We start from the raw sequence: 25,057 nt of genomic DNA on the forward strand, positions 1-25,057 counted from the left end.
GAGGCATTGTATAACGGTCGGGATGTCAGAATCTACGGTTTTGCTATTTAAGGCAATATCCCTTATCTCTCTTAGATCAGGGCGTCGTTTTGTAAGTTCAAAATCAGAATATGTTCGTTGTATATCCGTACGAAGTGATTGCAGAATATTGGTACCCTGCTGATCATTCTTCAATGAAAAGGTAGACTTGTCGAAGTTTGCTGCTGAGCTAGTTAAGCCAGTAGAAAAACTAAGGCTCTTCCCATTAAGAAAGAGTTTACAATAGATTGAGTTACCACGGAGATACGCAGTAACAGTTAAACGTCTCTTTAATCTTGGCGTCGCGATGCGAGTATCATGTATTATCTTCGTCATAGTGAAATCTAGTTATTTGCCCTGCTCAGTTGTGCAGACATGAGTAGGTCTTTGGTTCTCAGATCAAATAAACTTTTCCACAGCTATTTTAAAGTACGTCGAGATTGACCTTAGCTCTGAACGAGTTGGGTCTATCTCCCCCTTCATGATCTTCGAGAATCGATGCTTATTGATTCCAATTAGCTGGTAAAAATCCCTCTTAGGCTTAAAATCTACATTGGCTGGAAGAGCCTCGCTAATAACTTGCGAAATGGACGGAAGTGGCGTATTTTGCATAGGTCAACTTTTGATAATGGAATAATAAAAACAACAATCGCATATATTATATTACAAATATATAGACCAATTTCGCATAATATCAAGCATTAATATGCTTTATAGTATGCTATAATCGCATAATGGAATCGATATACTTGAAGATCAAGGCGATACGCCAAAAGAAAAATTTAACTCAGGAAGAAATTGCTAAGAAACTTGGCCTGGCTCAGAGCAACTACGCCAGGCTTGAACGGGGACTTTCACAACTTACAGTGGATCGCCTGGAGGAAATTGCTAGCATATTTGAGATGTCACCTGAGGCAATTCTGACCTATTCGGAAGATTTGAACGACTTCAAGGAAGATGCTCAGTTTTATTATCAACAACTAAAAAAGTGCGAAGCGAAGAACGTAAAGCTTCAGCAAGAGTTGCAAGAACATCAACAAGAGGACCAGGACACGTTTGAAAGGCATGACCGGGAAAAACGAGAGCAAGCCAAGAAAATAAAGGAACTCGAGAAGAAGATTGAAACCAAAGATCAGATGCTAAAAGAGAAGCATCTAACAGTCGAAAAATTAGAGAAAGAGGTTGATTATCTGCGCGCTATGACGGCTAAGCTTGTCGATTTACTGCCTGGTGAAAAGCGGTGACAGGATCGGGATAGTGTCAAAACCGATGACAGATTTATTCAAAGTGCTTCATGTAAGTTTACAGCCTTCAACGGGTTGAAACAAGATCTATTTGCAAGATATTGATCACCATTGTTACAAATAGCCCGGCCATAACATGATCAGAAAGTAGATAGCTGATTATCAGGTTACTAATGCTTTTTATCAGCCCCAACTTCGGGAGCCTGAAAGTAAAAAGCCTCATTCTTGCGAATGGGGCTTTTTTATTGCTCGTTACTCAGCTTAACCGTGTACGCTGCTACAAAGTACTTACTTGAACAATCGCCTGGTTATTGTCGCTGTTTACCTCTCCACCTGCCCCGCCGACAATCACGGCTGTTATATTTTGAGTAATGTTAGCGGGTTGGCCTGCATTTCTGGTTATTTTAAAACCAACAACAGCCTTACCTCCCTGTGCTATCTTAATCCCCGGCTTCGAAGTGATAATTACAAAGTTGGCATTCTCCGAAAAGTCCCAGTTAGAGTTTTGATTCGCTACCCCTCCCAACACATTCGAAGTACCGGATGTTAATGGATAAGTGATCTTGAAAGACGAAGTTTTACTAATGCGAAATGAAATCGATCCCGATGTTTCCACATTGTTGATTTCATAAATATTTAAAACAAAGTCCCTCGATGCAGCCTCAGCAAATAGCAATGCATTGATATCGATCGTAGGTGTAAGGTCGGCAGCCGAGCTTCTTTTGATTCTGTTGCCCGCGGCATCATAGGCAAATGCGATCCCTTGTGAAAATGATGCGCGAGAGGAAGCAAAACAGAGCGCCACAATAAAGAGGTATTTCATGGGGTGAATGTGGAAGGTTTGTTGACAATGGATGCGTTTGCATCATCGTGGTAATTGTATTGAACATTATCAAACAAACCCAAAGGAGTTTTCCTGCGGCAAGAAACTTCTTTCAAACGGATTGATTCAACTGTATTAACAGGCTAGTACCAAATACAGTCACTCAACTTCATGAAAGGCTTATTGTAAACCATTCGTTTTATCATGATACCCATGAGTCGCACAAATCACTGAATCATAACTCGTTGTACAACCGGCAAATAATTGCACCGTACATCTTCATTTATTTTTAAAGTTAATTAATACGTTTGCCGATGTCCTGCCGGCTTAGGATTGCCCCGAGTTAAAAGATTCGGCGTCCACATTCCCACTCAACAAAAAGCTTTGTGAATCCACTTTGAAGTTCTGAAAAAGAACAAGGGCTTACCATGTTTTTACCACTTGTTTTCTCAGGTATGGAGAAGAAAGATACATCGCTATTCCGCTTGCCAGAATTGAATTTAAACCCTCCTGTATATGAAGACATTTTACTTCCATTGCAAAGTCAGACCAGCCAGTCACCCGGCAAAATTCCATGCATCAATATGTCTTCCCCGCAAGATCCTCTGGCTTTTCACAGTCCTGTACAGCTTCAACGCTCTTGCACAAAACATAACCTACCAGACCTTACACACGGGAGCTACTTTCAACGGTCGGACCATTAATCAAAATCTTCCCGTTGGAAGTATTTCCGAAAGTGCCGGCGTGACGTCGGGAGGTGCCACTTACTCGATACCACTGGCAGTGCCGCCCGGCACAAATGGTATTGCTCCGACTGTATCGGTGAACTACTATTCCCTGGGAGGAAATGGTGTTTTAGGCCAGGGATGGAACATTGGCGGCTTGTCAGAAATCACCCGCAGCACGCGGAATGTATATTTTGATAATGAGGTGAATCCCATTGTAATGACAAACAGTGACCGGTTTGTTTTGGATGGTTCCCGACTGATTGCCAAAGTAGGTAACTACGGAGATCTGAATACGACGTATGATACCGAGAGTGAAAACTTTGCTACTATCACCTCCAAAGGTACCCAGGGAGACGGCCCGCAATGGTTTGAAATTGTTACGAAAGATGGAATCAAGATGGAGTACGGCAATTCGCCGGATTCCAGGCATACCGGGCAGAATGCAACTGTTCTGACGTGGGCTTTGTCACGCATTACATATCCCGATGGAAACTATATTTCCTTCAAATACAAGGCAGTAAGCTTCTCCTTGCTTGTTGAAGAAATTAACTACACCGGAAATGCAGCCCAATCACTAGACCCTTATAACCAGATTAGATTCGATTACAAAGTCCGAACTATTGATGAAAACGCGGGTTTTGAAAACGATACGCGCATAGAAAGCAAATACCTGCTGGATAAAGTCACTACCAGGACCAGTGGCGTTGTTGTCAAAACCTACCAGTTCAACTATGGTCACGATAACATTAATTCTTACCTGAAAGAGGTGATTGAATCGGGCACCGACGGCACTTCCCTGAACGCCAATATTTTCAAATATGGTGATCCTCCTACCGAATTTAGCACGGTCACGACAGACGGGTACGACAATCCATCCGCAACAACCATTACAGGTGATTTTAATGCCGATGGATTAACCGATTTCCTGGAAGCCAGCCTGATCCAGAACCCTTCCGCATATAGAATGATGGTTTATACGAAGTATCTGCCATACACAGCAAGTCCGAACGATTTTTATGTAGGCAATATCACAGACGCGCCTGTTACTTATTCAGTTGTCAAAAAACAAAGTATACCGAACTCGTTTGATTTTTTTGCTTACGATTTCACGGGTGATGGTGCAGATGATGTGCTGATGACCAATATTGCCGGATCGGGACAAAATCGCACATTGACAAGCCTTCGCATTTACCGGACAGTTCAAAACTATGATTGGCAAAACAATGGACAATTCGCCATCCAATTTGACCCGCTCACGTTATCACCCTACACAGGTTATTCAAAAATTCACCCAAGCGGACACTTCATATTTCCCGGCGATTACGATGGAGATGGCGTGCAGGATATTCTTACCATGCTCGGAAATAATGCCGTGAATTACAACTGTCACTTGTACAACGGCAAAGTGCAGCCCGATTTTGGGTCAATTGTTATTTCGGGGACGCATCTTTTTGAGACAACCGACTGGGCTACCGTCGACAAAGTGCACATCGTTGACTTTAATGGTGACGGCAAAAGTGATATCATGCTGATCAAAGGCATTAATTGCGAGGTTTTCACTTTCGACGGGTGGACTGCACGACGGATCCATTATTCTGCCAATTATTTAAATAAAGATCACCTCAGCTATTTTGGTGACTTTAACGGCGACAGAAAGACGGATATTCTTGCCAAACTAACAACCTCGGGAACATGGAAGGTGTTGATATCCAATGGAGTTGGGTTCTATGAATCTCCTTTTACTTTCAATACCACACCTGATACAGACCTTTACCTGGGAGATCAACTCGGTATTGCCGATCTAAATGGGGATGGTAAATCAGACATTTATCACGGCTGGCAACCCATTGGAGCAGAGATCGCGAATCTGGATGTTTACTACGGAAAGGGCTATTCTAATACAGGAGCCACTTTCCATCGCATTGCCAGCACTTATGCCGTAAGATTAGGAGCCCCACCTCCGATGATCGGAGATTTCAATGGTGACCGAAGAGCCGACGTGATCAACTTCAAGAGCATCAATGAAGCGATGGATGTTTTCAACTTCAAAAAAGAAGGACGCGAAAATATCCTTGAAAAGGTAAAGAATGGATACAATCACGTCACGGAATGGAGCTATAAAAAGCTGACTGATGAAAATGGCTTCCACATCCGTGGAAATCTCACAGCATATCCACTAAACGCTATTCAGCCCGCGCTTTACGCCGTTTCTGACTTCAAAATACAAGATGGAATTGGCGGTTTCAATACCACGCAATATACTTACGAAGGCACAAAACTTCATCGGGCCGGAAAAGGCTTTCTTGGGTTTGGTAAAATAACAGCAAACAACCTGGCAACAGGGTTCAAAACCGTTGTTGAAAATGAATTCAATACAACCTACTACACGGCTGTTCCTTACCGGACTTCCACCTATCTGGCATCTACCAATGCATTGCTTGATCAAACGACCAATACCAATGTATTTATTAATCCCGCAGCCAAACGGTTCTGGGTCCAGACTACCAACATTCTTCAAAATAATGCATTTGAAGGGCGTACAATTACTACGGTAAATGTTTACGATAATTACGGTAATATCAAGCAAAATACGGTCAACAATGGGGTTGAAACGACGGTTACCAACACCATTTTCGGCGCTTATCCCGCAGGAATTCCAAACAAACCGACGTCTGTCACCGTTTCAAACACCCGTGCTGGTCAGCCTGCATTTACGGTTTCAACAGGATACGGATATAACGGCATTGGTCAACTTACTAGCAAAACAGATTTTGTGGGACTTCCGAAGAGCGTAGTCACCACTTTCGAATATTACCCACTTGGTAACCTGAAAAAAACGACTGTTACTCCTTCCGGTCTTCCAGCGCGATCAACCTCTTCTGTTTACGACACCAAAGGCCGCTATCCGGAAACGACAACCAATGAACTAAGTCAAACTTCTTCTGCGACTTACGATCCTAAATGGGGAAAACCGTTGACGTCGACCGGAGTAGATGGTTTGATAACAACAATGGAGTACGATGCTTTTGGCCGGGATAAGAAAACCATATTGCCGGAAGGTTACTCAATCACCCAAAACTATGGCTGGAGTATTTCAGGTAACTCAATCTGGTATCTGAACACCAGCCACCCCGGCAAGCCGGATGTAAAAACATTTTATGACCTGTTAGGGAGGGAAATCAAAAGCGAAACGGAAGGTTTTCAGGGACAAACCATTATCCAGGTCAAGACTTACGATACCCGCGGCAATGTAGCCACATCCACCGACCCTTATAAATCCGGGGAACAGGTGCTGACTACTACAACGCAGTATGATACCTACAACCGGCCATTCAATATCAGCAATAACGGTCCTTTTGGCACTACAACCATTGGCTACGTTTATGCAGCAGGAAAGCTGACCACAACCACCACTACGCCATCGGGAGTTTCTTCAAAAGTAACGGATGCCAGCGGCCAGGTTGTCAGCGCCACAGACCATGGCGGCACATTGACCTACACTTATTACAGCCACGGCGCTCTCAAGGAAGTAAACAATGGTACGGCGATTACAAGCAACCAATACGATGTGCAAGGCCGGCAAACTTCGCTGACCGACCTCAACGCTGGTACAACTACTTATGATTACAATGCATTGGGGCAGCTGGCGAGCCAAACCAATGCAAACAACAAAACGCACACGATGCAGTACGACCTGTTGGGTCGCAACACCAGCCGCACTGGTCCGGAGGGTACAACGGTTTACGAATACTTCCCCGCCGGCAGCGGGGCATCAACCAATCAGCTTAAAAAGGTAACAGGGTTTGCTGGCAATCTGGATGAGTACACTTACGATGCATTTGGAAGGTTGCAAACAGTAAAACAATCTGTCGACGCCACTGTTTACAACACTACTTACGGCTATAACCTTTACGGTGACATGGCATCGGTGTTATATCCGTCTGGCTTCGGAACCAATCATGCCTATGATGGCAATGGCTATCCGACAACGATTAAAAACAGCACCAACGCGGTGACGCTCTATACCAATAACGGGATGAATGGTCTGGGGCAAAACACGTCGTATGCATTGGGTAATGGGAAATCCTCCGTGACATCTTACAATTATGGGGTACCCAAATTGTTCACAACAGCTGGTGTACAGAACCTCGAACTGACCTGGAACTATGCAAAAGGCAATCTGGATAAACGAAAAGATTACATTAAGAATAAAGAAGAGAGCTTTACATATGATAACCTCGACCGGCTCCTGACGGCCACAGTTTTGGGCAAACCTGCACAGGTAACATCCTACTCGGCGTCCGGCAACATTACTGCAAAAAGCGATGCCGGGCAGACATTCAACTACCACGCTACGAAACTGAATGCGGTTATTGGTATCGTTTCGCCTACGACAGCGATTCCAATCCTGACTCAGGAAATTACATACACCGCATTCAACCAGCCTGAAAAAATCACGGAGAACGGATCGGGACAGCCTTATGAGCTCACTTACACATATGGTGCCGATTACCAGCGCCTGAAAGGGGTAATGAAAAAGAACAATGCGCTGATCAATACGCATTACTACTTTGGAAGCTACGAAAAGGATGTAACCCCAGGCATTGCCGACAAGCACCTGCATTACATTACTTCAGCTGCCGGGCTGATTGCCATCGTGATCCGCGAGAACAATGCAGACCAATATTATTACACTTACACCGACCACCTGGGATCGCTACTGACATTAACGGCTTTTAACGGGACCGTCATACTCGACCAGAACTTCGACGCCTGGGGCCACCTCCGTCACCCTGCCAATTGGGATTATGCCAATGTTCCGGCCCCAACCAGCTACCTGTACCGTGGATTCACCGGCCACGAGCATTTGACGAATTTCAATCTGATTAACATGAACGGCCGGATGTATGATCCGGTGGTGGGGAGGGTGTTGAGTGTGGATAATTATGTGCAGGATGCGTATTCGACGCAGGGTTATAATCGGTATAGTTATGTGAGGAATAATCCTCTGAAGTATACGGATCCTAGTGGGGAGGCATTCTTCATAATTCCTCAAATTAGCTTCGGAAAAGGAGGATTTAGCATTGGATTAGAAGTTGGTGTTGGTGTACCAGGTGTACTAAGCGCTTCGGTAACTGGCGGATATAATTTCAAGAGCGAAAGCGGCTACTGGTCAGTGCAAGGCTCAGCATTCGGCCTTTATGGGGGGTACGGTTCCTCTGGTTGGTTTGCTGGGTATGGCTATCGTTATGCAGGGCTCAGCTTCGGCGTGGGATATGGAACGAGCAGTGGCTGGAATGCAGGTCTTAGCTATGGCGGAACTGTTAACAATTTCAACGGCAGCGCAGGTATTGGTTGGAGCCAAAAGGGCGGATTTGACTGGAATGTGAGTGCGGCTTACACATATACTATTGAGAAGCCGACTCGTACGATGCTGGCTGAGTATAATCTAGAGGGAGCATCTACAACAGGCCTACACCAGCGAAGTGGTTATGATTGTTTGATATGTGCTACTGAATATTTGGAGGGGCTGCCTCAGTCGAATGGAAGAAGTTACGAGGAGATCATGAATGCTTTTGGTTCTTACTATGATCCTAGTGCGGGAACAAATACTATGGCGGCACTTAAGGCGCTGTATGGAGATAACAGTGTTACGGGTTACTTAGGAGCAAGCCCTTTGACAATAGGACGAGAATTGCAAAAAGGCAATGCAGCGATCATCGCAGAGAACAACAACCATGCAATTGCTCCGGTTAGAGTCGAACTATGGCAAAAAACCTATGAATCGAAAACGCCCAGAACATACTTTGAAATCAAATCAATGAATCCAGCCACGGGAGGCTTCAGTACATCAACATATCGTAAAGCTCTGGATGTTCCGACATTTATTATAAAGTTTAAAAGGTAATCATTATGAGAACAGTTTTAACTATCCTGATCATTCTAATAAGCTCTTATGTTGCGCTCAGTCAGAGCATTTTTAGCAATACAAAGAAAATCAACAAAATGGCAAGAAGAAGTGCCAAGAAAGAGCTACTTCGTTCGGTCACATCCGACGAATGGATGTCGAAATTTGAAGCATACTCCCTAATTGCAACGCTAAAATTTATACCTGTTATTTCAATGGTACTTACACCCGAAGCTGTCAAGTATGATTCTTCAAAAAAAATAATTGACTACTTAGAGCCGCACATATCTTTTCCATTTGAATTTGCCATACTACTTAGAAACAATCGTTTCCATGGTACACTCGATTGCTTTAACAAAATAAACTTTGCCAGTTGCAAAGTGTGCAATTACGACGATTCAATGGAAGAGAAAGAATACCATTATAATTTCGAAGTAAAACGAACATTAAGTATACTTTCCAAGAGAAAATATAAGCTTCTTTTTACTGTAAAGTATTTCCGTAGCAGTATCTGGTTTGTTGAGAACAATAGAATTTTCTTATTTGACACACGGGAGAAGAAATTTTATGATCCCGATGAGTATATTAAAGACCACTGCTCAGTAGAGAAAGTCCGACAAATGGCAGCAGAGAAGCCGATTCAATTCTGCTATTAAACTAATTATAATGAAAATCAATGCTTGGTCTAACGAATAGCATCAGTTAGAACTAGCCCTCTTCGATCAGCTATAATACTACGTTATCAACAACAAATTTGGAAACGCTAGTAACTTTCGATTTACGCTTGCTATTGATAATTACACACAACCGGTATAAAATATTTAATTATACAATCCTCTTTTGAAGGAACTCGTGTTAAAGATGATCACGATAGTGACAAATTTACATAACCAGACGACCTTCCAGTATGTAGAAGTATAATCGAAGAATTAAAGCTATGGATACGAGATACCAAAAAAGCCCATGAATGCGAATACAGCGACTACTTATTATACGATGAACTTGACAGAAAAGGGATAGAAATTGCATTAAGATCTCGGTTCGCATACGTAAATATGGAGTATTGTTCCGACACGATAATGATCAACATATCAGCCTACACGGAACATCTACATCACAATTAATATTCAATCCGTACTTATTGTTACCGTTAGGGAAATTTGACTAACCGGTTGAAAAATCCTCAGGACAAGTTAATGTGTTTTAAGGTACAATTGTGAAATGTCAAGTTAGTACCAGGCAATCTATTAATCAGCAACCAGGCTTCTATCTATTCATTATCAAATTCATCTATGAAAATTATCTTCCCAATTCTCATTATTCTATTTTGTGGCTTCACGAGTTATGGTCAAAATCTAACTGATTCCACCATCGTCGTTCAGGATCAACAGCTCTACACTGTACCTAAGCCTGAAAATCTAAATATAAAAGGACAGATTGATGCAGCACGGCATTATAAAAGATATAAAGCCGCTGGAACCGGAACGTTAATTACTAGCTTGGTTTCACCCATTATTGGGCTTGTACCTGCAATTTTATACTCCGCCACAAACCCCAAAATAGAGAACTTAGGCTATCCTAATGAGGATTTGTTCAAGCAGCCAGACTACTATAAGGCATATACCAAAAAGGCAAAAAAAATAAAGCAGCGAAAAGTTTGGTCCAATTGGGGTATTGGATTCGGAGTCAATCTGCTCGTAATTCTGATCATAGCTAACTAGTTATAGCCAGACGTAATCTAAATAGCTACACATTGCCCAAACTACCAATCACAACAAACTTCCCAAAAATGAAAAACACACTAACCTTATCCCTCCTCCTATTCATCTCCACTGCACAAACCTGCTCTTCCCAGGACCAACCCAAACCCGGCAGCAAGGAATACGAATCCTGCTGCGGTACTCAGCCTGTTGAATTTTCTTATGAAAAAAAGCGCATTTATGTACCTAATGTTTTTACGCCCAATAAGGATGGTGTGAATGATTATTTCCTGCCTTTCGTAAATGATATTGTGACCGATATTTGGGGATTTACCATATACAGCGCCGTGGGTGACACTATATTGTATCAAAAACCCTATTGTAATTCCAAAATGGCGATCGCCGATTATGGCTGGGATGGACTACGACCGGATGGATCGCGGTATAAGGGATTATTCAAGTATAAGATGCGTGTAGATGACAGCCGGGCAATAAAACACATTGTAGAAGGCCGGGCATGCGCTATCATTTGTGGAAGTGAGTCAGAGATATTTAAAACAAAAGCCGGATGTTACTACCCTATTCAGGCGGGCAAAGAAGGAACAGTGGATACATCAATTGCCTCATCTGAGAAGGACTGCTTTTGATTTTAGACGCGATTTTCATTCATGAAAGCACAGTTCGAACCAGATACTATTGTTTCGTTGAGTCAGATCCAACGACAAAATACTGCCGGTAACTCCGCCATTTATCCTGACTCTGATGATGTTCTTCGCTGGTGATTTTGAAGCTTGCCGGATCGGCACCTGGTAAGATATGACTTCGCCAGAATACGTGCTTTTCATCTTTTGCATAGTAAGGCGACAACACCTTCAATGTAGCCGGGTCAGCATTTTCCAATTTTACGGGCAATCCCTCATCAATGAGAAAAACAGTTTTGGAATCCATTGAATAGTTGTGCAACAAAGGCTTGAACGTGCTGGCGTCAGCTTCATTTATCCTGATTGATCCCGAAAAAACACCTTTTGAATCTGCATGGTAGGAGCGCAGATTTGAACTACCTATATAAACGAGGCTGCCGGGATCGTCAGAAACAATCCTGTCATGGTCGTACACATGTTTGCTGTCTTTGAACAAGCCGCCTTTTGCATCCACATAATGCGCAGGATCATCGGATAAAATGGAGTGGAATGCAAAAACGTGGACACTATCCTTGCCCAGACCGTAACCCAAAACCGAGAAAGTTTTCGGGTCTGCACCTTTGATCAGCTTACCTTCGAAATAAACCTGTTTTCCGTCGGTCGCATACAAATGTGCAAAAGGCTGTTCGGGAAAGCGCATTTCGAGTGTTTCGAACTGTGCTGCGGCTGCATTCTCCAATGCTGTAACAGTTGCATTTCCGAAGCCTCCGTAGTAATAAACCTTGTCGTTTTGAATGTAATAGCCCGCTTTTGATAAGATGCCTGGCTTAAATGAAGTATTGCTTCCCTGACAGGAAAGTAAATTGAATAGCAATGTGATGAGGCTCATATACCCGGCGATTATTTTCATGGCTTACATGCGGGCAAAAAAAGACCCGAATGCCAGGTTCACACACACGCAGGGCATCCGGGTAGTTCAACGAGTTACAATTGAACCGCCACAAAACTATTCATCCACACTACAAGACAAAGAACAAATAAGCAAACGGCCGGTATGAGCAAATCATCGGAAGAAGTTTGGCAGATTGCATGCATTTCCCATCCCGAATCCATCTAAAAAGGTATTTTTGATTACGCAAAAAGGAGACCCGAAAAGTCGTTATCAAAGCCATGACAAAAACAGGAGAAGAGCAGGACCTAAAAAAGTGCCTCATGCTGATCGAGTCACAGCTCAGCTGGGGCGACAGCGGCCAATGGAGCAACTACGACTTTGAAAAGCTGAGTGATGTACTACACGAAAAGACCAGCGTAAGACTCAGTATTACCACCTTGAAACGGATCTGGGGAAAGCTCAAATACGACAGCGCGCCAACCCTCACCACACTCAATGCACTTGCCAGGTTTGCAGGTTTCACAGACTGGCGGCAGTTCAGGCAACAGGAAAGCATGGCGAAAAACGCTGACGTACACACTACCCCGTTGCCGGCAAATACGCCACCAACGAAAAGAATCAAATTAAAATACCTTTGGCTTCTTTCGCTGCTTCCTTTGTTGCTTGTCGGCTATATCTTGCTGTCCAACAAAGCCTCTGATTCCACGCTCGATCCCAAGCTGTTCTCTTTCCGTCCCGACAAAATGGTTACAGAAGGTGTTCCTAATTCCGTCGTGTTCCACTATGATGCAAAGGCTGCTAAAACTGACTCGGTGTTTATCGCACAAACCTGGGATGTGAGCCGCAAAAAACTTGTCTCAAAGAACCAGCACGAACATTCTTCCATTTATTACTATCCCGGTTATTTTAATACCAAGTTGATTGCAGACAATCAGATCGTCAAAACGCAGGATCTTTGGATTACGTCGGGCGGCTGGCTTTGCCTGGCTGAGGAAGAGCCGGTACCTGTTTATTTTAAGAAGGAAGAATGCGTCAAAAACGGTCTTGTGGAGGTAAACGAGCGTGTTTTGAACAAATACAACCTGTCACTGCACCCCAAAGCGCCCAGAGTTCGAATTTTCAACCAGCGCGATATGGGCGATCTGATGAGTGATAATTTTGTATTTGAAACGCATGTGAGGAGTGATTTCAATCAGGGAACAAATGCTTGTCAGCCTATGCAGGTGCTAATCCAATGTAAAAACGACATTATCATTATTCCGCTTGCGGCGAAACCTTGCATCGGCGATCTGGCGCTGGCTTTTTGCGGAACTTATGTGACGAGCAAAGAGGCCGATCTGTCAAATTTTGGTGCAGACCTGACGGCGTGGACGAAACTAAGAGTTGAAACAGTCGCAAAACAGGCAAACATTTACGTTAACGACAAAAAAGCCTACACAGTTAATTTCCCAAATGAAGCAACCGGCATTGTGGGTGTTCAATACCGCTTCAACGGAACCGGCGCAGTAAGAGATACCTGGTTTGGGAATAAGAGAAATGTCGTAAGATTATGACTTTCGCCAATAGCTTAAAGATTTGAGCATGATGCATTTATTGCAGAAAGAGCAATCTGATTTCTTTTTGAGTCTTTGAGCCTAATAATTTGACAATCTGTGTGACATAAGAAATTTGAAATTTGTAAATTAGCATTCAGTGGAAGAACATTTAAATACCAATCTTTAAACACATACTAGAAATGAAAAAGCAGATCAAAATAGACAAGCCAATGCCGGAATTTATCAAAGCGGCATTGAAAGAGAAGCAAGAGTGGAAGGGCAAAATTCAATCCGGAGAGACTAAGTTAGGGTCGAAACGCGGATTGACAATTGCTTGACGTTTATCCTCACGAACTAGTTGAAAAGTCAGGAAAGCATATCGTTTATCAATTTACTTCGGATAAAAGAGGCGACTACGTAGATCGATTTAGCAAAGCCACTTATTATTTCAACATTGACTGTGTGCCGTGTGAACACATGCATGAGGTCGCGTTCTTTCCAGTCAGCCCTGGTGTTGGTTTTGACAAAAAAATTCAGAATACCCTCACAAATTTGATAGAGGAATTTATGACTGAATATAATTGTCCATTATTATATGTTTGCGACAGTATAGATGGTCTTGAAAAATGTCGGCTTGGTCTGTTCGAAAGATGGGTGAAGGTGGCAAAAAAGTCTGGAAAGTTATTTCAACATGATTATCGTGAAATCGAGTGGCTTGATTCCCAAATTATACTTGGCATATTGACATTGCCTGGGGACACTAACTTCAACAATTACTTCACACAAATAGGTGTTGAGTAGTGAGTACGCTAAACCCGAATGGTTGAAATCTGAATTTCTTCCTGTAAAAAATGGCTTTTCACACCTTTCAAATCACGAAAATTAAAAACCTGCCCGTCACTTCGCACGTTTTCTAGCTTTGCAAAATCCAGTTCCTGGATAAGCCAGCCTTCTTGTTGCGGAGGCATTGTTGAGACGATTCCTTCTTCGGGCAAATCCTTGTCGGGCGTTGAGTAACAGGCGGCAAAACCATAATTGATATCTACTGCAGGCGACCAGGCCGCGTTGCCGATTGTTTGGGAAACAACGGTATATGCCTGGTTTTCCAATGCACGCGCCCGGGCTCCAACGTGCACGCGGGTGGCACCACGAATAGTTTCGGTACAACTCGGCGCAAGGATCAACCCGGCGCCCGCCTCGCACAGCAACTGCGCCCCTATCGGGAACTCCACATCGTAGCAGATCTGAATGCCGAATTTACCCCAGGAAGCTTCGAAGACAGTCAATACTTTTGGTGCAGTTTCAATGCCCCATTCCTCATCTTCAAAACGCGTCATGAAAAACTTGTCCTGATACCCAGCCAGTCCGGAGGGAGAAAATACATACGCGCGGTTGAGGTTTTTACCTTGCTCAACAACAGGGATCGTAGGTGCCACAATGGTTACCTGATATGCTTTCGCCAGCTCTTCAAACACCGCACAAAACTCGGATTTCAATGCATCCAGTGTGAAGATCTGTTCACGGATGTTGCTTCTGACAGCCTCTGAAAAAATGCTGACAAGCTCCATAGATCCATATTCAGGGAAAAGCAAAAGCTGTGCTCCCTGCGCAGCCGCCTGACTCACCCAATGCGCAATGTGCTTGTTCCACGCAGAAAAGTCAGTGTGTTCGGTGATCGGGTACTGGGCTGCTGCAACGGTAACTTTCATCTATTTGCTTTTCAGATCTTTCAACCAAAATGTCATTGTCTTGGCTGTTTCCTCGGTATCCCCGATATCCAGCCACTGCATTGTACTTTGCAGTTGCGGCGTTTTTATGTAACCTCTTTTTTGCCAGAAAGCATCATTTGGCCGGTAATTGTCTGGTCTGGCAGGATGATCCGCTGCTCTTTCCACCGCACAAAAACACGCGAGATGATAATCGCAAAAACTGCGCGCGTGGGCTTCCCGCTCGTCGAAAAAGCGGTGGCCCAAACCAAGTCCACGGTATTTTTGAAGGAGAATGCTTTCGCCAAAATAGAAAATAGTGCGTGCATCGTACCCCGCTTTCTCAAAAGGTGCGCGTACTTCCTCTGTTTCATCAGACAATGGAATGCAGGTAGTAGCGCCGACCATTTTGCCACCATCATAAACTGCGAATAGTAAGGCTCTGGCAGATTCGCTGTAAATTTTGAGGTACTCCTTTTCATAAGCCAGGTCGCCTTCGTAGAGGTAGGGAAAATCATGAAAAACAGCAATGCGCAACTTTCCCAGGTCTTCGAAAACACTTTCGATCTCAGCGCCTTTTTTTGAAATATATGAGAGATCCTGCATTATTTCTTTGAAACCAGCTCAATCCAGAGCGGCAGGTTATAGTAAGTGGTTACGCGCGTGATTTTCCCCGCGTTTACTTCCAGGAAAGCTCCGGCAGGCAGCACGTAAGTTTGCCCGTAAGCTTCCGGTAAACCTTCTTCCGCCTTCTTGTAAACGCCATTTACCACAAATTCAACTGCGACGCGCGTTCCGGTTTTTTCTGTAAAAAAGAACATATCCGTAAGCTTCTCTTCATAAGCTTCATCCATTTTACCCAAAAATTCAGTGAACTTTTCGATACCCACGCGTACATCGCCCTGGTTTGCTTCGTGCCTGATCTCCGGGTCGAGCAGCGCCAGCATTCCTTTCCAGTCCTGATTATTAAAGCAAGCGTAATATGCTTCTACAACTTCCAATGCGTTCATTTCCATTGATTAAACCTGTAAATTTTATTTCAAATTATTGGCTGGAATGTAAACCCACTTATCGCGTGTTTGAAAACCCAGCATGTATTTTTGTCCGTGACAGTCAAACGCAGCGCCTTCATAAACCTCCGAGAGGATCAGATCAGGCCTGAATGCTGTATTCTCCAATACTTTTGAAGGATTGCGGACCGCCACATGCTCAAAAATACGGCCTTCTTTTCTTAAAGAATATTGAAATGCATAATCATAGCTGGCTTCCTTTAAATCAAAACCGATTTTCTTTGGATTTCGGGACTCGATAAAGCGGGTCAACTGCTGTATTTCAGGCAACTGGTCGCCCCATATTATTTTTTCGGGCGGAGAAAAAATGATACTCTCCTGCATCAGGTTCGCATTGCCCGGCCCCACGTAGATATGCAGGTTCAATGCATTGTTAATCGGCGGGAACACATTTTCAAAAAACCATTTGGTAGAAAGCAGCGGATGCGTTACGCTCAGAAGTGCAAATGGTAATGCAAAAAGCCAGAGTGCCGTGAGCATTATCTTGCTTGCAAATGCAGGCAGTACCAAGCCGTAAACCAGACCGATCACCGGAGCCGCGAGCACAAAAAACGGGATATGCAGACGCGAACCGTAAGTCTGATAGCCAATGAACAGACAGAAGATGAGGTAACTGAAAAATGCAGCCAGCGCGTACCATTTTGCATGGGGCACAAGCCGCGCAAAGAAAAGCAATGGGATACTGAGCAGGATCAGCCACATTCCGAAGAAGTTATGCGCAAAATCTTCATTGAAATTAAGCTTGTTCATCTTGAAAACCATTCCCGAGCCCGGTCGGTTTAAAGGAACATTCAATGCAGCGTGCAAGTCCGTCAACCGGTTTTCCACAAATTGATTGTACCTGTTGCCCGGTGAAACAAATCCCAGGTGCAGTGCAGTGTGCTTGGAAAGCGACGATATAAAATCAGCCGGTTTGTGTATCTCATTCCTGTTTCCATTACTCATCGTTCCGACCGGCGAGCCGAAAATCTGGTGCGTACGGTACCAGAAAGGTGCATTTAGCAGCAATACCAGCATCACGGTACCCGCCAGCAACAATGCAAGCGACTTCCACAAATCCGCTCTTCCCAATGTAAATACGAGGAGGTAAAATCCAAAAGGAAGTGCGTAGAACACGAAGGTACCCTTTGTCATAATCCCGATCGCAACTGCGAGTGCCAGGAACAACAAGGCAATGGACTTACGGTTTTGCGTAAAATCAAAGCAGTAAAAAGCGGCTGCAATCACAAAGAATGCGACCATCAGGTCATTTTGCGTTGTCATGGATTCCAGCACTACAATGGGTAAAGTAGCGGCGAACACCAATGCAATGCGGAGCTGAACAGCCGAGGCAGAGAAGAGCTCCACGATCAGCGACACGCAGATGAGAATGCCCGCCAGGCTCAGCCATTGTGCCAGCTGAAAATACCGGTCGCCGCCCGAAAGCAGGTACGTATGCAAGTGTACGTACTCTGAAAAGGGGCTGAATGAAATCGCGCGTTCAATGTGGGAGGCATAATGTTCCACATTCCCGTTTTGCACCCAATAGCCCAGCCTGCTCAAATGATAGCTGAGTGAATCGAGGTTATTGGGAGTAGCTACAATGGCCACCACGAGCGTACATAATGCCAGTGAACCGAGAATAATTACAGTAAAAAGGCCCAGCTTGCGAAATAACGCCGTACCTGATTGTATCCAAAACCTGCTGATTGAACGAAGGTTAAGCTTGTGTTTACTTTGCAGCCGGGCCGATATAAATATCAGGGCTACATTGAACAAAAGCCAGGCGGCAATTACGACATAAGAATTAATCAGACTGAATGCGCTGAGTAATTCGGTACCAGCCGCAATGAAGAAAAAGAGGAAAATGGCCGAAGCAAGGACGGAGCGCCGGAATGACTGGGACCCGTCTTTGAAAAAAGCCAGGTAACAATTGGCCGTACAAAGCCATATTGCTAATGGAACCAGAAGAATCATGTGAAGGGTAAAACCTGTTTGGCTAATAGGTTTCAAAAATAGCCATTATCAGGGAAAGAACATCAGCTAAGTCACCGATGTTATATTCTATTTACTCAGAGGTCAAAAAAGCAATCAGGGCTGCAACGGAGTGTAGCCGGACCGGACTTCTGCTCCCGCTCACCTCCCACAGTGCATTCCCACCTGCATTGTACATTGCTCTGATCTTCCGGGGACTTTCCGCTGAATCTGACACCGAAAATCCGGCACGTTGCAGCGCTTTTTTCGTCCATAATACCTCCTTTTCACTGCCTTCCAAGTACACCTCCTGCCCGGTTGGATTGCGCTGGATATTAAATGTACCCGTGTTGGTATCGAAGAAGAAATTTTCCTGGTCGAAAACAGATTCGAATGCTCCGCTTAAAATCAAATCCTCGGGAACACCCGCCAGCAATGCGCCACCTTTTTTCATCAGCCACAGCTGATCGGCAGTCTGCAATGCAAGGTCGAGCTCGTGGGTGCTGAGCAAAATCGCCTTGTTGGTTTCGGCGGCAAGCCGGTGCAGCAGCTTCATCAACCCGATACGGTTGGGCAGGTCGAGGTGCGCGGTAGGTTCGTCGAGCAAAATAACACCCGTATCCTGCGCCAGCGCCCGCGCCAGCATAACCTTCTGCCGCTCTCCGTCACTGAGCTGACTAATCTGTCGGTGAAGCAGCGATTCTGTGGCTGTATATGTGATCGCAAGGTCAATTTGACGCCGGTCTGTCTCACTAAGCTGACCAAGCCAGCCCGTGTAGGGAGTGCGGCCGAGGGTAATTACTTCCTGGGCTGTAAGGTTCCCCGTTTCAAGTCTCTCAGTCAGAACGAGGCTTAGCTGCGTGGCGAGTTCCTGCGGTTTCAACCGGGCAAGTTCGTGCTGACCGAGCAGGATTTTGCCGGCCAATGCAGGCTGCAAACCCGCCAGCGTGCGCATCAGCGTGGATTTACCTGAACCATTTGCGCCTAACAGGCAAACCAGTTGTCCGGCCTGCAAAGAGAGATTCAGGTCACCCGCAATAACCAGGTCAGCGCGCTTCGACCGGTACCCGATAGATAGCGCCTCTGTCTGCAGTACCGCCTGATGATCTTTCATGAGAATGACGAACGAAGGTTGTTACTGCGCAGGATTACCCAAATCACGACCGGCGCGCCCAGCAAGGAGGTAACGATATTGATCGGAATCACAGTTTGCGTGCCGGGAAGCTGCGCAACGATATCACAGAACAACATCAGCACGGTACCCGAAAGGCAGCAGGCAGGGATCAATATGCGGTGGTTAGAAGTGCGCAGCAATGCGCGCGTCAGGTGCGGAATGGCAATTCCGATAAAGCCGATTGGCCCGCAAAAGGCAGTGATACTTCCCGTGAGCAGACTGGTACTGGTCATGATCATCAGCCGGCTCCGCACAATGCTCAGCCCCATGCTTCTTGCATAATTTTCACCTAACAATAATGCATTCAAAGATTTGGAAGAAACAAATGCAGCAAGCAAGCCGAGCAGTACCACAATTGTCAATACAAAAAGCCGGTACTGCGTAACCCCGCCCAGTGAGCCGAAAGTCCACATAATATATTCCTGCAACTCCTCCGGCTGACTGATATACTGCCAGATACTAATCACCGAAAGTGTACCTACAATCAGCAGCACAACATTGTCTTTCACCCGGCCAGCGATCAGCAAAATAAGCGACATAACCAATGCTGAACCGAGTGACGCCATTACAATCACCAGCCAGCTACCCGAGATACCCAGCTGATTCACCGCGTACATTCCGCCTGCGCTCCCGCCAGCCAGCATCACCGAAGCTACGCCCAGCCCCGCGCCGGCGGTAATGCCCAGTTCGGAGGGACCAGCAAGCGGGTTGCGGAAAAGCGTTTGCATTAGTAAGCCGCTTACCGAAAGTCCGCAGCCAGCCAAAACAGCAGTGGCCGCTTTTGGGATACGGATTTTTTCAACAATGAAAAGCCACGCCTGATTTTCGGATTCACGTGAAAAAAGGATGTGCATTACTTCCCTGAATGGGATAGCCACAGACCCGGACAGCACATCTAAAGCAAAAAAAACAACTGCCAGCAATGCCAGGCAGGTCAGGATCAATCCTTGTCTTTTTGCAGGTGCTGCCATTTTTAGGGTAACTGTTTGTAATAAACAAGCTGATGTCCCGGCAGCAGCTCCGGATGGAAGATATGGATCAGGTCTGCCAGTACAGTATGCGGGTTAAAAGCGCCTGACTCGAAGAAATCATGCGCCCCGGACGCATTCACGCGGGCATTGTAGCTATACATTTTTCTGGATTTGGCCGCGGCAAAATCAGCATAACGCGAATCCTGCGCAAGGATACTTCTGCGCGTATCATTTTTACTAAATCCGACATTAACCCAATACTGCGCCTTTAAAGCAATGGGGTACACCGACTCGAAATTGAGCGACAGGCTGCCGCCGCCTTTGGTATCTGCCCAATAGTAGCTTGCCCCGGCATCCTCAAAAAACTGCGCCATATAATTATCGCCTCTTGGTAAAAACCATACATCCTTTGTGTTCAAACCGGAAATAACGGTTGGTCTGGGATCTGTGGTGCGGGCCAGGCGCGCGAGGCGGTTATAGTCTCTTTCTATTTTGCCAAAAATTGCATTGGCTTCCTTTTCCTTGTTTAGTAATGCAGCCGCCAGCTTTATCCATTCACAACGCGCCAGCGGAGTGGTTTCAACCCATTCTGAATTGGTCAGCACGGGGATACCGGCTTCTCTCAATGCGTTAAAACGATCCACTTTCGTACCTGGTGAACCTACTGTCATTACCAGGTCCGGGTGCATTTCAATCAGCTTTTCCTGATTAAGTCCATTGTCCTTTCCTACTTCCACAATCTTACCCGCCTTGATCCGCCTCTGAACCGAGGATGAATAAACGTATTGCAGTCCCGATAGCCCCGTCAGAATATCAGCCGAGCCAAGCGCTTCCAGCAAGCCGGTGTGCATGGAGGAAGTACCTACCATGGAAGTAACTGGTATTTGAATTACCTGCGCATCCGGGTAACCTTCCGGACGTGACCTGCCTTTTTCAAGCAAAATAAACTTTTCACCAGCTGCGGTAGAGTCAGCGCTGTTGATTGTGACGATTTTGTATTGGTCGAAATATTGAACGTTGAAACCTTTGGCGTGCCGGATTTCGCTTTGTTCTTTGTAGCTGCTCTTATTGGCGGTTTCCTTTTTTCCCTGTGATTTCTGACCGGAATCACAAGCTTGCAATAGCAAGAATACCAGCAATACAACCCACGTTTTGTTCATCATATCATGTCAATATTGCGCTGCGGACCAGAGTAAGGAAGAGTCGCCGTAGCTTAAAAACCGGTAGCCTTTGTCAAATGCTTCCTGGTAGATCTGTTTCCAGGCATCGCCAACCAATGCCGCTACTAGTAGGATCAGTGTGGAGCCTGGCTGATGAAAATTGGTAATTAAACCTTTGCAAATCCTGAACCGGTAACCGGGAAAAATGAATATCTCGGTTTCACCCGTAATGTAACTGTAATTATTCACATCCATGAATGCGGCAATCGCAGCAAGCGACTCCACTGCAGTGGGCAGCTCGCTTTCCTCAAAAGGATAAGGGTATAATTTTTCAATCCGGAACTCGGTTGTTTCATTCCTGAAAAGCTTCACACCAAACCAGTACAAACTTTCCAGCGAGCGCATGGAAGTTGTACCCACAGGCACCACCGGACCGGCGGCATTTCGCAGCGCTTCGATCAGTTCTCTCGAAAAAACAATTTGCTCCGAATGCATTCTGTGCGCCGTAACAGAATTAACTTTGATAGGCAAGAAAGTACCCGCGCCCACATGCAGTGTCAGAAATGACCTGCTTATCCCTCGCCTGGCTAATTCTTTGAAAACGTTTTCTGTAAAATGCAATCCCGCAGTAGGCGCGGCAACAGCCCCGTCGTGATTTGCGTAGACAGTCTGGTAGCTTTGCTTGTCTCCCTCTTCGGTATCCCGGTTCAGATAAGGTGGCAGCGGGATTTCACCCAGCGCCTGCACGATTTCCAGAAAGGTCAGCCCGCCGCCCCATTTTAAATGCACGTGGTTTTGCTCATATTCGGCGTAGGATACTTCCAGTGTGACCGGCTCTGCATTTACCAAAACAGTCGTTTTCAAGGTATCCGCAGATTTCCACCGCTTTTTATTCCCGATCATACATTCCCAAACACACTCATTTCTGACCAGCATCGCATCGTTGATCACGCGGGTGGGCATTTCAGGATGCAGCAGCAGTATTTCAATTACTGCGCCTGTTTCTTTCTGGAAGTATGCCCGTGCGGGTATTACACGTGTATCATTGAATACCAGCAGTGTATCTGCCGGAAGTTGCGCAGGTAGGTCTGTAAAAACTTGATGGTTGATCGTTCCGTTTTGATAAACCAGCAGCTTGGACTGGTCCCGGATTTCAAGCGGATAATGCGCGATTCTTTCATCCGGCAGATCATAGTAATAATCCTGCAACCGGATCGATTCTGCTTTTGTGAGCCAGTCTGCCTGCGCTCCTGTTTCCCCGCGTTCTTGTTCCATTGGACTTTCTTTTACAGCTTTTCCTCAGGTACCGGCGGCCAGAGCAGGCGCAAAGGCAACAAAAACACACCTACAATCAGCACGATCCCTGCATAGTATACCCACGAGAAATCGAATACGTCCAGTTTGTATTGGGTACTGTTGATAGTTGCCAGCGCCAGCAGGCTGAATCCCATAATCGTATTGATCACCGAAACGAGACAGTAAATCCAGTTAACAAGGTGCTCGCTCAGCTCCGGACGGAACTGCGCCCATTCTTTTTTCTTAGGAATTGGCAGGTAAGTCGGATCTACTTTGGGAATGTGGCGGGCAAATGCCGAGATCACGACATTGTTCAATATAAACAAGCCCATAATAATGTAAAAAACATGCTCTTTGTCCACATATTTCTCGGCCAGGCCGGTTTCGGCAAAATCCACAGCTACCATTTCAGGGAACAGGGAGTAAGTCCACACCAATGCACCTACCACAAATATGATGGACAACCAACGCCAGACCTTGATCGCAAATGTTGTAATCTTCATGAATTCTTCAACCTTAAGGAGGTTTTCGCCAAATTAAATAAGGCTGCAAAATTAGGTCGGGGAGTTTCTAAAACCTAATTGGCAGTTATTATTGCATTCAAATGTTGTTGCCGGAATGCAGGCTTCCACTCATCCACTTTCAAAACCACATTTATGAAAATATATACAAAAACAGGCGATAAGGGCATGACTTCCCTGATCGGAGGCACGCGACTGAGCAAAGCCCACGTAAGAATTGACGCCTATGGAACTGTCGATGAACTGAACAGCTACATTGGTTTGCTGCGCGACCAGCCGGTAAATGAAAGCCGGAAAGAAACGTTGAAAGAGATCCAGGACAGGCTTTTTACGATCGGCTCGCACCTGGCTTCCGAGTCGGACCGGAGCAAACGTATCCTGCCGGACTTGCTGGAAGAAGACATTCTTTTGCTTGAAAGGGAAATGGACCTGATCGATACGAAAGTACCTGCTCTGCGGGCATTTGTACTTCCCGGAGGGCACCAGTCTGTTTCATTCGGACATGTGGCGCGCACAGTATGCCGGCGGGCCGAGCGGGCGGTGATCCATTTGCAACAGGGCGAAGAAGTGGAGGACATTGTGGTCAGGTACCTCAACCGACTTTCCGACTATCTTTTTATGCTTTGCCGGGCTATGACTTACGAGCTTGGAATCGAGGAAGTCACCTGGAATCCAAGAGTTTCTCCGAAAAAATAATTGTTATACTAAATATCAGTGAATTATAGATTAAATATTTAAATTGCATTCCCTGACGAACATTCGTTTTAGCGTTTCGAAATTTAAATTTAGGCATCATGACAGCCGACACATTACAGATCGAGGTTCAGCAAACCACCAATTCCCGCTTACAAGAGGTTGACTTCAACAACCTGGTTTTCGGCCGGAATATTTCCGACCACATGTTCATCGCCGACTACCGTGATGGTCAATGGCAGGATCTCCGGATCGTCCCTTACGGTGACCTTTCGCTCAGCCCTGCAACAGCCGCCCTGCATTACGGGCAGGCTATTTTTGAAGGAATGAAAGCTTATAAAAGCGAAGAAGGCGAAGTGCTTTTGTTTCGCGCAATAGATAACTGGAAGCGGCTCAACAAATCGGCAGAGCGCCTTTGCATGCCTTCGATCCCGGAGGAAGTTTTCATGAACGGACTTCTGGAACTGCTTCGCCTGGATTCGGGCTGGGTACCTTCTCAGCCAGGATGCTCGCTGTACATTCGTCCGTACATGTTCGCAACAGATCCTTATATCGGAGTTAAACCTTCTGATTCTTATACATTTATCATTTTCACAAGCCCGGTAGGTACTTACTACGCCAAACCACCTCGTGTGAAAGTGGAAACACAATATATCCGTGCGGCAGAAGGCGGCGTGGGTGGCACAAAGTGCGCAGGCAACTACGCCGGTTCACTTTATCCTGCGAAACTAGCCCAGGAACAAGGTTACGACCAACTGATCTGGACAGACGCACGCGAGCATGCCTACATTGAAGAGTCGGGTACCATGAACATTATGTTCCTGATCGACGGCACGCTGGTAACACCTTATGTTTCTGAGACAACGCTCGACGGGATCACACGTAAGAGTATCGTGGCAATCGCGCAGCATTGGGGTATCCCGGTGGAAGAGCGCCGCGTAAGTGTGAAGGAAATTATAGATGCAGCCAAAAACGGCACTTTGGAAGCAGCTTTCGGTGCAGGTACTGCAGTAGTAATCTCTCC

21 protein-coding genes are annotated in these 25,057 nt (G+C 45.5%); 10 read left to right on the plus strand and 11 right to left on the minus strand.

Going from position 1 to position 25,057, the window contains the following annotated elements; all coding sequences use genetic code 11:
• Nucleotides 1–767: 767 nt before the first annotated feature.
• Nucleotides 768–1,262 (plus strand): helix-turn-helix domain-containing protein, encoded by a 495-nt coding sequence (locus ACTIE6_RS03105; RefSeq protein ID WP_439555235.1) that lies wholly within the window; start codon nucleotides 768–770, stop codon nucleotides 1,260–1,262.
• A 277-nt stretch (nucleotides 1,263–1,539) separates the two neighbouring features.
• Here ACTIE6_RS03105 and ACTIE6_RS03110 read toward each other — a convergent pair whose 3' ends face one another.
• Complete coding sequence (locus ACTIE6_RS03110; RefSeq protein WP_439555236.1) at nucleotides 1,540–2,085, minus strand: hypothetical protein; 546 nt, start codon at nucleotides 2,083–2,085, stop codon at nucleotides 1,540–1,542.
• A gap of 516 nt (nucleotides 2,086–2,601) precedes the next feature.
• Here ACTIE6_RS03110 and ACTIE6_RS03115 point away from each other — a divergent pair.
• The 4 genes from ACTIE6_RS03115 (at nucleotide 2,602) to ACTIE6_RS03130 (ending at nucleotide 11,068) form a co-directional block, all read left to right on the plus strand.
• Entirely contained in the window at nucleotides 2,602–8,721 is a 6,120-nt protein-coding gene (locus tag ACTIE6_RS03115; RefSeq protein WP_439555237.1) for a SpvB/TcaC N-terminal domain-containing protein, read from the plus strand.
• A 5-nt stretch (nucleotides 8,722–8,726) separates the two neighbouring features.
• Nucleotides 8,727–9,377: a hypothetical protein gene (locus tag ACTIE6_RS03120; RefSeq protein ID WP_439555238.1), complete on the plus strand. Its 651-nt coding sequence runs from the start codon at nucleotides 8,727–8,729 to the stop codon at nucleotides 9,375–9,377.
• A gap of 636 nt (nucleotides 9,378–10,013) precedes the next feature.
• The gene (locus ACTIE6_RS03125) at nucleotides 10,014–10,442 is read left to right on the plus strand and encodes a hypothetical protein (protein WP_439555239.1); all 429 of its coding nucleotides are present in this window, start codon (nucleotides 10,014–10,016) and stop codon (nucleotides 10,440–10,442) included.
• A gap of 68 nt (nucleotides 10,443–10,510) precedes the next feature.
• Nucleotides 10,511–11,068: a hypothetical protein gene (locus ACTIE6_RS03130; RefSeq protein ID WP_439555240.1), complete on the plus strand. Its 558-nt coding sequence runs from the start codon at nucleotides 10,511–10,513 to the stop codon at nucleotides 11,066–11,068.
• A gap of 46 nt (nucleotides 11,069–11,114) precedes the next feature.
• Here ACTIE6_RS03130 and ACTIE6_RS03135 read toward each other — a convergent pair whose 3' ends face one another.
• Nucleotides 11,115–11,972 (minus strand): DKNYY domain-containing protein, encoded by an 858-nt coding sequence (locus ACTIE6_RS03135; RefSeq protein ID WP_439555241.1) that lies wholly within the window; start codon nucleotides 11,970–11,972, stop codon nucleotides 11,115–11,117.
• A 260-nt stretch (nucleotides 11,973–12,232) separates the two neighbouring features.
• Here ACTIE6_RS03135 and ACTIE6_RS03140 point away from each other — a divergent pair, with 260 nt between their 5' ends.
• The 3 genes from ACTIE6_RS03140 to ACTIE6_RS03150 all read left to right on the plus strand — a co-directional run bounded on the left by ACTIE6_RS03140 (nucleotide 12,233) and on the right by ACTIE6_RS03150 (nucleotide 14,290).
• Nucleotides 12,233–13,507, plus strand: a complete 1,275-nt coding sequence (locus tag ACTIE6_RS03140) for a hypothetical protein (RefSeq protein WP_439555242.1) — start codon at nucleotides 12,233–12,235, stop codon at nucleotides 13,505–13,507.
• A 182-nt stretch (nucleotides 13,508–13,689) separates the two neighbouring features.
• A complete protein-coding gene (locus ACTIE6_RS03145) occupies nucleotides 13,690–13,827 on the plus strand; it encodes a hypothetical protein (RefSeq protein WP_439555243.1) in 138 nt (45 codons plus the stop codon).
• Complete coding sequence (locus ACTIE6_RS03150; protein ID WP_439555244.1) at nucleotides 13,820–14,290, plus strand: DUF6169 family protein; 471 nt, start codon at nucleotides 13,820–13,822, stop codon at nucleotides 14,288–14,290. Before ACTIE6_RS03145 ends, ACTIE6_RS03150 begins: the two co-directional genes overlap by 8 nt.
• Nucleotides 14,291–14,298: 8 nt before the next feature.
• Here the strand turns inward: ACTIE6_RS03150 and ACTIE6_RS03155 are convergent, their stop codons facing one another.
• From ACTIE6_RS03155 to ACTIE6_RS03195, 9 genes are all read right to left on the minus strand, one after another.
• Nucleotides 14,299–15,198, minus strand: a complete 900-nt coding sequence (locus tag ACTIE6_RS03155) for a carbon-nitrogen hydrolase family protein (RefSeq protein ID WP_439555245.1) — start codon at nucleotides 15,196–15,198, stop codon at nucleotides 14,299–14,301.
• Entirely contained in the window at nucleotides 15,199–15,801 is a 603-nt protein-coding gene (locus ACTIE6_RS03160; RefSeq protein WP_439555246.1) for a GNAT family N-acetyltransferase, read from the minus strand. It abuts the gene before it with no gap.
• The gene (locus ACTIE6_RS03165; RefSeq protein WP_439555255.1) at nucleotides 15,801–16,205 is read right to left on the minus strand and encodes a nuclear transport factor 2 family protein; all 405 of its coding nucleotides are present in this window, start codon (nucleotides 16,203–16,205) and stop codon (nucleotides 15,801–15,803) included. The genes ACTIE6_RS03160 and ACTIE6_RS03165 overlap by 1 nt, the downstream gene beginning before the upstream one ends.
• A gap of 24 nt (nucleotides 16,206–16,229) precedes the next feature.
• Nucleotides 16,230–18,221 carry a glycosyltransferase family 39 protein gene (locus tag ACTIE6_RS03170; RefSeq protein ID WP_439555247.1) on the minus strand — a complete coding sequence of 664 codons (1,992 nt, stop codon included), beginning with the start codon at nucleotides 18,219–18,221 and terminating at the stop codon, nucleotides 16,230–16,232.
• Between the two features lie 91 nt (nucleotides 18,222–18,312).
• Entirely contained in the window at nucleotides 18,313–19,332 is a 1,020-nt protein-coding gene (locus ACTIE6_RS03175) for an ABC transporter ATP-binding protein (RefSeq protein WP_439555248.1), read from the minus strand.
• Nucleotides 19,329–20,363, minus strand: coding sequence for an iron chelate uptake ABC transporter family permease subunit (locus ACTIE6_RS03180; protein WP_439555249.1), 1,035 nt, complete (start codon nucleotides 20,361–20,363; stop codon nucleotides 19,329–19,331). The genes ACTIE6_RS03175 and ACTIE6_RS03180 overlap by 4 nt, the downstream gene beginning before the upstream one ends.
• Nucleotides 20,364–20,365: 2 nt before the next feature.
• Nucleotides 20,366–21,526, minus strand: a complete 1,161-nt coding sequence (locus tag ACTIE6_RS03185; RefSeq protein WP_439555250.1) for an ABC transporter substrate-binding protein — start codon at nucleotides 21,524–21,526, stop codon at nucleotides 20,366–20,368.
• A gap of 6 nt (nucleotides 21,527–21,532) precedes the next feature.
• Nucleotides 21,533–22,798: an S-adenosylmethionine:tRNA ribosyltransferase-isomerase gene (locus tag ACTIE6_RS03190; RefSeq protein WP_439555251.1), complete on the minus strand. Its 1,266-nt coding sequence runs from the start codon at nucleotides 22,796–22,798 to the stop codon at nucleotides 21,533–21,535.
• Between the two features lie 11 nt (nucleotides 22,799–22,809).
• Complete coding sequence (locus ACTIE6_RS03195) at nucleotides 22,810–23,322, minus strand: hypothetical protein (protein ID WP_439555252.1); 513 nt, start codon at nucleotides 23,320–23,322, stop codon at nucleotides 22,810–22,812.
• Between the two features lie 153 nt (nucleotides 23,323–23,475).
• Here ACTIE6_RS03195 and ACTIE6_RS03200 point away from each other — a divergent pair, with 153 nt between their 5' ends.
• Together ACTIE6_RS03200 and ACTIE6_RS03205 are read left to right on the plus strand one after the other, a co-directional pair.
• A complete protein-coding gene (locus tag ACTIE6_RS03200) occupies nucleotides 23,476–24,036 on the plus strand; it encodes a cob(I)yrinic acid a,c-diamide adenosyltransferase (RefSeq protein ID WP_439555253.1) in 561 nt (186 codons plus the stop codon).
• A gap of 98 nt (nucleotides 24,037–24,134) precedes the next feature.
• The coding region (locus tag ACTIE6_RS03205; protein WP_439555254.1) for a branched-chain amino acid aminotransferase at nucleotides 24,135–25,057 on the plus strand (923 nt) is incomplete at its 3' end.

This window comes from Dyadobacter sp., assembly GCF_051859145.1.
GTDB lineage: Bacteria > Bacteroidota > Bacteroidia > Cytophagales > Spirosomataceae > Dyadobacter.